This window comes from Candidatus Kryptobacter tengchongensis (assembly GCF_001458555.1).
GTDB lineage: Bacteria > Bacteroidota > Ignavibacteria > Kryptoniales > Kryptoniaceae > Kryptonium > Kryptonium tengchongense.
Window position 1 is genome coordinate 24,196 of sequence record NZ_CZVH01000098.1, and the last position, 8,842, is coordinate 33,037.

Sequence of the window (8,842 nt, forward strand, 5' to 3'; positions counted from 1 at the left end):
AGATGCCCGCTCCGCTTTTTGGGGCGGGTTTTTTAAAATTATAAAAAGGATTTGCATATAGGAACAGAAATACCAAATAGCAAACCTGAAGAGGTGGCTTTTAAAAGAAGGTTAATTCGTGAAAGAGTTTTACAAATGTTGTATGCTTATGAACTTTCCGGGAATTCACCTGAATTTATACTTTCAGACCTTTTTTCTGAATTTCAATCGGACAGGGAAAATTACGAATTTGGTAAAGCGTTGTTTTTAAGTGTAATTGAGCATGTTGAGGAACTTGACAAGATGATCGCAAAAAAGATAAAAAATTGGGAAGTTGATCGGCTTGCTTTGATTGATAAAATTGTTCTGCGAATGGGGGCTTGTGAATTGAGGTATTTCCCTGAAATTCCACCGAAGGTGACAATAAATGAAGCAATTGAACTTGCTAAAAAGTTCAGCACTGAAAGAAGTGGGAAATTTGTGAACGGCGTTCTTGATGCGATTTATAATGAACTTAAAGAGACTGGGCAACTTTATAAACACGGCAGGGGATTGATTGATAAAAGTTTGAGAAAAGAAGGGAATTGAATGTGGGGAATAGATTTAAAATTTTCATTTGGACATTGTTTGATTTTGCTAACACATCTTTTTCTGTTTTAATTTTAACAACGGCGTATTCCGTTTATTTTAGGGAAATTGTGACCGGTAACTCTGAGGTTGGGGATTTCCTCTGGGGAGTTGCTTTCAGTATCTCAATGTTCATAGTTGCTTTTATCTCACCATTTCTTGGAGCGATTGCGGATTATAGTTCAAATAAGAAATTTTTTCTTTTAATTTTTACATATCTTTGCGTTTTATCAACTGGATTGATGTTTTTCGTTGAGCATGGAGATGTGCTTTTGGGCATGATTTTACTTGTGCTTGCAAACATTGGGTTTGAGGGAGGGCTTGTTTTTTATGATGCTTTCCTTCCAGAGATAACAAGTGAAAGAAGTTACGGAAGGGTTTCGGGTTATGGTTTTGCAATGGGTTATGTTGGCTCGTTCATTTCTTTGCTTATCGCTTATCCATTTTTAAAGGGGGAATTTACACCTGAAAATATGATAAATGTTAGATTAAGTTTCGTTGTCGCATCTATGTTCTTTTTTTTGTTTTCGCTTCCTTTTTTCATTGTGATAAAAGAAAAAAAATTTAAATCGGTTGAAAAAGTTTCATATTTCAAAATCGGGATTGAACGGGTAAAGTCAACATTTCAAAATATAGCAAAATATAAAAACATTGGAAGATTTCTTATTTCTTATTTTGTTTATGCGGATGGGATAAACACAGTGATAATCTTTGCTTCAATTTTTGCAAGACATACCTTAAACTTTTCACTCGTGGAGATATTAACATTTTTTCTATCCGTTCAATCAACAGCAATACTTGGTTCTGTGATATTTGGTATAATTGCAGATAGCATTGGACAGAAGAAAACATTAAGCATAACTCTTTTAATGTGGGTTGCAACTGCTGTTGGGGCATATTTTTGCGATGATAAAGTAAGCTTTTACATTATTGGCTTTATCGCTGGCTCAGCCATGGGCTCTTCACAATCAACAAGTAGAAGCTTGATGTCAAAGATAATTCCACCTGAAAAGAAGACGGAATTTTTCGGATTTTATTCCTTCTTCGGAAAATCCTCAGCAATACTTGGTCCGCTTGTCTTTGGGCTCGTTTCATCAGTTACGGGAAGTCAAAGGATAGCGGTTATATCTGTTGCTCTCTTCTTTATCGCAGGTTTAATCTTTTTGCAAAGGGTAAAGGAGGAAAAATTCAGTGGGTGATTTTATTCGGTTATTTCCCCAATTGTAAATGGATTTTCGTTAATTGATTTTAATTCGTTGATAATTTTATCGGCATCGTTTTTGTCCACTATTAGAACTAACCCAACCCCGAGGTTAAAGGTTCGCCTCATATCTTCCTCCGGGACATTGCCAAGTTTCTGGATGAGTTTAAAAATAGGCGGTCTTTCCCATGATTTCCAGTCAATTTTTATCTTCAGTTTTTCTGGGATAACTCTTTTTGTATTGCCGATAATTCCACCGCCTGTTATGTGTGCCATTGCATGTATTTCAAACTTGTCAAGTAGTTGTGAAACTGGTTTAAGATATGAGCGATGGATCTTGAGGAGTTCTTCGCCAAGGGTTGTATTCAATTCGGGAATGAATTCATCTATTCTAAATTGTTTGAGTAATACAGCTCTTGCAAGCGAATATCCATTTGTATGAAGTCCTGTGGATGGAAGTGCTATGAGAATATCGCCTTTTCTGACTTTGTCGCCTTTTATGATTTTTTCTTTTTCAACAATTCCGATAATTGTTCCAGCGAGGTCGTATTCACCGTCTTGATAAAAATTTGGCATTTCAGCGGTTTCTCCGCCAACCAAGGCACAGTTATTTTCTTCGCATGCTTTTGCGAGCCCGAAAATGACTTGTTCGGCAACATCAATTTGCAACTTACCAGTAGCAAAGTAATCAAGGAAAAAAAGCGGTTTTGCACCGCAGACAAGAATATCATTTACACAGTGATTGACAAGATCTTGTCCTACTGTGTCATGCTTATTTGTAAGAAACGCAATTTTAAGCTTTGTCCCTACTCCGTCGGTGCTTGAGACAAGAACTGGATGTTTAAATTCGTCAAATTTCGCATCGTAAAAAGCCCCGAATAAGCCAATATCTGTGAGGACTCGCTCGTTGAATGTTTTTCTTATAGTTGGCTTTATTTTTTCAATGAGTAATTCAGCTTTTTCAATATCAACCCCTGCATCTTTATAAGTTTTCATAACCTTGGTATAAAATTTTATTAAAAACAAAAAACCCGACCGTAAAGAGGTCGGGCTTTTTTGAGATTACAATCCGAATCTCTCGTAGTTAATTCTAATATATTGTTGCCATTTCTCTGGCACCTCTGCTTCTGGGAATATCGCTTCAACTGGACACTCTGGCTGACAAGCACCGCAATCAATGCACTCTTGAGGGTGAATATAAAGCTGCATCTTTTTCTCTCTCATCTCTTTCAGATGTTCTTCATTCGTAACATCATAACCTTCGGGACCATAGATGCAATTAACTGGGCAAACTTGAACGCAGGCAGTGTCGCAAACCCCAACGCAGGGTTCTGCAATGATATACGCCATTGAGGTTCTCCTGATTTTGTTTTTGAATTATGCGATTAAAATTTAAGAATAAGAAATTTCATAAAAATTGACTTTTGTCAAATCGTTTCATTGTGATTTTATCTCCGTCCAAAATCTATCAAGGATTCTTGTAACGGGTCCGAGGTCTTTCATCAATTCAAAATTTTTAAGCATTTCTTCGTCCGGATATCTTTGTTTTGTCAGATATTTGGGGTTTATAAACTTTTTAGCTGAATCATTTACAGTTGCGTAACCAGAAAATTCGCTTACTCTTGCGCTTATCTCTGGCTTAAGGAGAAAATTAATGAAAAGATGAGCATTTTCAATATTTTCAGCTGATTTCGGGATTGCAAGGTTATCAATCCAGAGAGTTCCTCCTTCTTCAGGTAGAACATAAACAATGTTTGAATCGTATTCCGAAATTTTCACAAGTTGACCGCTCCACCCGTGCGCAATCCATACATCTCCCGATAAAATTGCCTGGTCAAAACCAGAACTGTTATATTGTTTAACAAGTTTTTTCTGAGCCATTAGAAGTTCTTTTGCCTTTAAAAGAATTGATGTGTCTGTTTCATTTATTGAATACCCGAGAAGTTTTAAAGCTACAGCAAAACATTCCCTCATATCGTCAAGCATTAAAATTTTCCCTTTATATTTCTCATCAAAAAGAATTTTCCATGTTTCGGGTAGTTTGCCAAGTTTATCTTTTCGGTATGCTAATCCAGTTGTTCCCCAGAAGAATGGGATTGAAAATCTGTTTTCGGGGTCATATTCAAGATTTAAAAACCTTGAATTTACATTTTTTAGATTTGGAATTTTGCTTTTGTCAATCTCCCGAAGAAGGTTTTGATGAATAAGTATTTGAACCATGTAATCTGATGGGACGACGACATCATATCTGCTAACCCCTGTTTGTAACTTTTCAAGCAAAGCTTCGTTGGAATCGTAGGTATCAAGATTAACCTTCACTCCTGTTTCCCTTTCAAATTCTTCAATGACATCTTGCGGTAGATAATCTGACCAGATATAGACATTAACTTTATTTTTGTTTCCAGAGCATGAGATAAAAATGAGACCAGTGATTAAAATGAAAATTGAAAATAAAATTTCTTTTCTCATTTTGACAACATCAACCTTTGTGATAAAATTATTGCCACTGTCGTAGTTATGAGCATTAGCGTTGAGATAGCGTTTATCTCCGGGGTTACGCTTGTTCTTAACATTGAATAGATTTGCAAAGGGAGCGTTGTTGATGCAACACCTGCGACAAAAGATGTTATAAGATAATCGTCAATTGAAAGCGTAAATACGATAAGGGCAGAAGAAATTATCGCTGGGAAAAGAAGAGGAAGTGTAATCCTTCTGAAAACTTCAAATTCATTCGCTCCAAGATCAAGTGCTGATTCCTCAATTTCCTTTTCAATGTTTTGTATCCTTGCGAGAACTATTAGGATGACATAAGATATGCTGAAAACGATGTGTGCTATTATAACTGTTGTAAACCAGAGGGTTATTTTAACAAACCCGAAAAAACTAAGCAGTGCCCCAGCGAGGACAATCTCTGGAATTATAATTGGAAGATAGATTAAAACTTTGAAACTTTCCTTAAATTTGAAATCAACCTTTCTCAATCCTATGGCTCCGATGGTTCCAAGCGTGGTTGAAGTAAGTGTTGAGATAAGTGCGATAATAAGGCTATTTTTTAATGAATTCAACAAAATCTTGTTATTTAAAAGTTTGATATACCATTGAAGTGTGAAACCTTCCCAAATAGTTGTCCATCGTGATGCGTTGAATGATAAGATGATCAAAACAAAAATTGGCATATAAAGGAAGGCATAAACGCTAAAAATATAGATTTTGAAAATTAAATCACCAGCCTTTTTCATTTTCATTTTTCAGTTTGCTTTACGGTCTCATCAATCCAGTTTAAATACGAGTCAGAGCCTTCAATTATTGGAATTGCTATGATTTCGGGAACTGTATATTTGTGTAATTCTTTTACACGCTTTACAAGTTCGGGGAAAACATCTTTTCTGGTTTTAATTATGATAAGTGATTCAAAATCATCTTCAATGTTGTTTTGCCAGAAATAAATTGAGTTAACTTTTTCAATTACATTACAACATGCAGCAAGTTTTTCTTCCACGAGCGTTTTTGAAATCTTTCTTGCCTCAATTACATTTGGAGTTGTTATCAAAACAACGATGTAATCAGTCATGGCTTTAGTTTTGGTATTTTTTTTAAAAAAGATATAAACTTATGGTGACAAGTTCAAGTTATCTTTGAGTTTTTCAGTTTAATGATTTTTCGCATAATGTAGTTGTTTTTTAAACGGGCTCTGTTTAAATTTGAATGAGTTTAAAAATTAAAATCAAAATCAGGAGGTATAAAATGGCAGTAAGAGTTGGAATCAACGGATTTGGAAGAATTGGACGACTTGTTTTCAGAGCTGCTGTTCAAAATAATGTTGATGATCTTGAATTTGTAGCTATAAACGATATCACTGACACAAAAACGCTTGCGCACCTTTTAAAATACGATTCAATTCATCGTCGTTTCCCTGGGACTGTTGAGTATACGGATAATGAGTTAATTGTTAACGGTAAAAAGATTAAAGTTCTTGCCATTAAAGATCCAGCTCAATTGCCGTGGAAGGATTTGGGTGTTGATATTGTGATTGAATCAACAGGGCTATTTACAAAAAAATCCGATGCAGAAAAACATATTCAGGCAGGTGCGAAGAAAGTTATAATCACAGCACCTGCAGATGGGGTTGAAAAAACGATAGTTCTTGGGGTGAATGATAACATATTGACTCCAGATGATGTGATTGTTTCAAATGCGTCCTGCACAACAAACTGCCTTGCGCCGATGGTTAAGGTTTTGCATGACAATTTCAAGGTTAGGAAAGGTTTGATGACAACTGTTCACGCTTACACAAATGACCAGCGTGTCCTTGATTTGCCACATAAAGATTTGAGAAGGGCAAGAGCAGCTGGGATGTCAATAATCCCAACAACAACAGGTGCAGCAAAGGCGGTTGGTAAAGTCATACCTGAATTAAACGGGAAACTTCATGGCTTTGCACTTCGTGTTCCCGTGCCAGATGGATCTGTGACTGATTTCGTTGCTGAACTTGACAAAGAGGTGACCGTTGATGAAGTTAATAAGGCATTTAAAGAAGCAAGCGAAACTTATCTGAAGGGAATACTTGAATATACCGAAGATGAAATTGTATCAAGCGATATAATTGGGAACCCGCATTCGTGCATCTTTGATGCAAAGTCAACTATGGTTATGGGTGGAAATCTTGTTAAAGTTGTTGGATGGTATGATAACGAGTGGGGTTACTCATGCAGGGTTGTTGATCTCACAAGGAAGATTGCAAGGATGATGGGTGATTGACAGTTGTTAAGTCATCCCTCCCTCAATTGGTTTTGGGGGAGGGTTTATTTTTAAATAATTCAGGGGGTTTTATGTTAATTATTATCTTTGTCATGTTTGTGAATTTCGTTTTTGCTCAAAATGCTAATGAAATTTTTAATAAAGCAGTTGTGGCAATTGAAGAAAATGATAAAAAAATTGAATCACTGTCTGGCGAGTTCAAACTTAAGGTTGTGCTGAATTATGATATGACTGTGAAGAAGGGAAATTATGAGTTTTTATATGATGTGAAGTTTGATAGGGGAGAAATAAAAGAGAGAAGGCTTATTTCAAACCCAGAGAAGGTTGATTCGCAAAGTTTGGCTATAGCAAAGCGGATTGAGAAAATTAGAGAAGGAGAAAATTTAAAAATTAAAAATCTTGTTTTTCCATTTCTTCGGCTGTCGGAAAATTCAACCGATAAAAAAATAGATTTCAAACTCAAGGGAATTGAAAAATACAACGGCAAAGATTGCTATGTGCTCGGGGTTGACTTCAAAGTCAAAAATGATAGCATAGGTTCAGAGGGGAATGGAATAATTTTGATTGAAAGGGAAAATAATTTCCCCGTTAGATGTGAATATGATATAATTTATCAATCAAAGAGGGTCGGAAAAAATCAAAGCAAACAATTTCTTGATATTGCAGGTTACGGGGGAGTTTATCTTCCAGTGAGAAATGAGATTCAGGTTTTCCCTAAAGTTTTGTTTGTTAAGTTAGGGACGGCGAAAGTAATTTATGAAACAGGTAGATTCACATTTAAAAATAAAATTGGCGAAGCACCATGAGAAAGGTAACAATTGATGATTTGCACCTTAAAGGTAAAAGAGTTCTAGTCAGAGTTGATTTTAATGTCCCAATTGAGTCTGGAAAGGTTTCTGATGACACAAGGATAAGGGAATCGCTCCCAACGATAAAGAAAATTATTTCGGAAGGTGGTAAAGTAATTTTAATAAGCCATCTTGGAAGACCGAAGGGTGGATTTGATCCGAAATATAGTTTGAAACCCGTTGCTGAACATCTTTCAAAATTGCTTAACATGCCCGTGAAGTTCGCACCTGATTGTGTTGGGGAGGAGGTTAAAAAGATGGTTGCTGAATTGAAAGAGGGAGAGGTTCTTTTACTTGAAAATGTTAGATTTCATCCAGAGGAGGAGAAAAATGATGAAAATTTTGCAAGGGAACTTGCTTCAATTGCCGATGTTTATATAAACGATGCCTTTGGAAGCGCCCACCGTGCACATGCTTCAACTGAAGGCGTTGCAAGATTCGTCAAAGAGACAGCAATTGGATATCTTATGCAAAAAGAGGTTGAATATCTCTCAAAGGCGCTTCTAAACCCAGAGAAGCCTTATGTTGCAATTCTTGGTGGAGCAAAGGTTTCAGATAAAATTCAAGTGATTAAAAATTTAATGGAAAAAGTTGATGCGTTTTTAATTGGAGGTGGAATGGCGAATACATTTTTGAAAGCAAAAGGATATGAAGTTGGGAAATCACTCGTTGAGGAGGATAAAATTGATTTTGCGAAGGAAATTTTAAATGAAGCAGAAAAAAGAAATGTAAAGTTCGTTTTGCCCGTTGATTGTGTCATTGCTGACAAATTTGCGAATGATGCTAATTTTGAAGTTGTTTCAGTTGATAAAGTTAAACCAGATTGGATGATACTTGACATTGGAACTGAAACGATCAAAATGTTTTGTGAAGTTCTAAAAGATGCTAAAATGGTTGTGTGGAATGGTCCATTAGGGGTTTTTGAATTTGAGAATTTTGCTAAGGGGACATTTGAGATAGCAAAGTTTCTTGCAGAGATAACACAGAAAGGGGCGGTGACAATAGTTGGAGGTGGAGATTCGGCTTCAGCGGTTGCAAAAGCTGGGCTTTCTGATAAAGTTTCACATGTTTCAACTGGTGGCGGTGCATCGCTTGAGTTTCTTGAAGGTAAAATTCTACCTGGGATATCTGCTATTCAAGATAAATAAGCATTGCGATTTGCTAATCAATTTTTCGGCGGGTGTTTGTTTTTAATTTTGCAAAAGGCATCGTATATTTTAAGAAAACATAAAAGCAAATCTTTAATTAAATGAGCTATAGGTATTATAGACCAAGCTTTTTCCGTGGCTTTAAATTTTTCCCATCGGCGATAAAGTATTTTATTGTTGTAAATGTTCTTGTTTATATTTTGCTTGTGTTCTTTGGATTGAACTTCAGAATCTCGGGAGTTCCACTTTACTTGTATGTTTATAGATATTTTGCTCTGAAT

At 36.0% G+C, this 8,842-nt stretch carries 10 protein-coding genes and 1 pseudogene; 6 read left to right on the plus strand and 5 right to left on the minus strand.

Features of this window, described 5'->3' with window-relative positions; translation table 11 throughout:
* Positions 1-51: 51 nt before the first annotated feature.
* A complete protein-coding gene (gene nusB, locus AT685_RS07655; protein ID WP_234696270.1) occupies positions 52-567 on the plus strand; it encodes a transcription antitermination factor NusB in 516 nt (171 codons plus the stop codon).
* Positions 568-569: 2 nt separating this feature from the next.
* Positions 570-1,805: an MFS transporter gene (locus AT685_RS07660; RefSeq protein ID WP_072150267.1), complete on the plus strand. Its 1,236-nt coding sequence runs from the start codon at positions 570-572 to the stop codon at positions 1,803-1,805.
* Between the two features lie 2 nt (positions 1,806-1,807).
* On the opposite strand, the gene purM is transcribed toward AT685_RS07660, so the two are convergent.
* The 5 genes from purM to cutA all read right to left on the minus strand — a co-directional run bounded on the left by purM (position 1,808) and on the right by cutA (position 5,378).
* Positions 1,808-2,803 (minus strand): phosphoribosylformylglycinamidine cyclo-ligase, encoded by a 996-nt coding sequence (purM, locus tag AT685_RS07665; protein WP_072152179.1) that lies wholly within the window; start codon positions 2,801-2,803, stop codon positions 1,808-1,810.
* A gap of 66 nt (positions 2,804-2,869) precedes the next feature.
* A complete protein-coding gene (locus AT685_RS07670; protein ID WP_047133170.1) occupies positions 2,870-3,157 on the minus strand; it encodes a 4Fe-4S dicluster domain-containing protein in 288 nt (95 codons plus the stop codon).
* An 87-nt stretch (positions 3,158-3,244) separates the two neighbouring features.
* The gene (locus AT685_RS07675) at positions 3,245-4,276 is read right to left on the minus strand and encodes an ABC transporter substrate-binding protein (protein ID WP_072150262.1); all 1,032 of its coding nucleotides are present in this window, start codon (positions 4,274-4,276) and stop codon (positions 3,245-3,247) included.
* The gene (locus AT685_RS07680) at positions 4,273-5,052 is read right to left on the minus strand and encodes an ABC transporter permease (RefSeq protein ID WP_081040642.1); all 780 of its coding nucleotides are present in this window, start codon (positions 5,050-5,052) and stop codon (positions 4,273-4,275) included. The genes AT685_RS07675 and AT685_RS07680 overlap by 4 nt, the downstream gene beginning before the upstream one ends.
* Positions 5,049-5,378 (minus strand): divalent-cation tolerance protein CutA, encoded by a 330-nt coding sequence (gene cutA / locus AT685_RS07685; RefSeq protein ID WP_072150260.1) that lies wholly within the window; start codon positions 5,376-5,378, stop codon positions 5,049-5,051. Before cutA ends, AT685_RS07680 begins: the two co-directional genes overlap by 4 nt.
* A 173-nt stretch (positions 5,379-5,551) precedes the next feature.
* On the opposite strand from cutA, the gene gap reads away from it, so the two are divergent.
* From gap to AT685_RS07705, 4 genes and pseudogenes are all read left to right on the plus strand, one after another.
* Entirely contained in the window at positions 5,552-6,565 is a 1,014-nt protein-coding gene (gene gap / locus AT685_RS07690; RefSeq protein WP_072152187.1) for a type I glyceraldehyde-3-phosphate dehydrogenase, read from the plus strand.
* Positions 6,566-6,636: 71 nt separating this feature from the next.
* Complete coding sequence (locus AT685_RS07695) at positions 6,637-7,371, plus strand: hypothetical protein (RefSeq protein ID WP_143713181.1); 735 nt, start codon at positions 6,637-6,639, stop codon at positions 7,369-7,371.
* On the plus strand, positions 7,368-8,561 hold the full coding sequence (locus tag AT685_RS07700; protein WP_072152181.1) for a phosphoglycerate kinase: 1,194 nt from the start codon (positions 7,368-7,370) through the stop codon (positions 8,559-8,561). The genes AT685_RS07695 and AT685_RS07700 overlap by 4 nt, the downstream gene beginning before the upstream one ends.
* Positions 8,562-8,662: 101 nt before the next feature.
* Positions 8,663-8,842, plus strand: a pseudogene (locus tag AT685_RS07705) (rhomboid family protein); the annotation flags it as partial.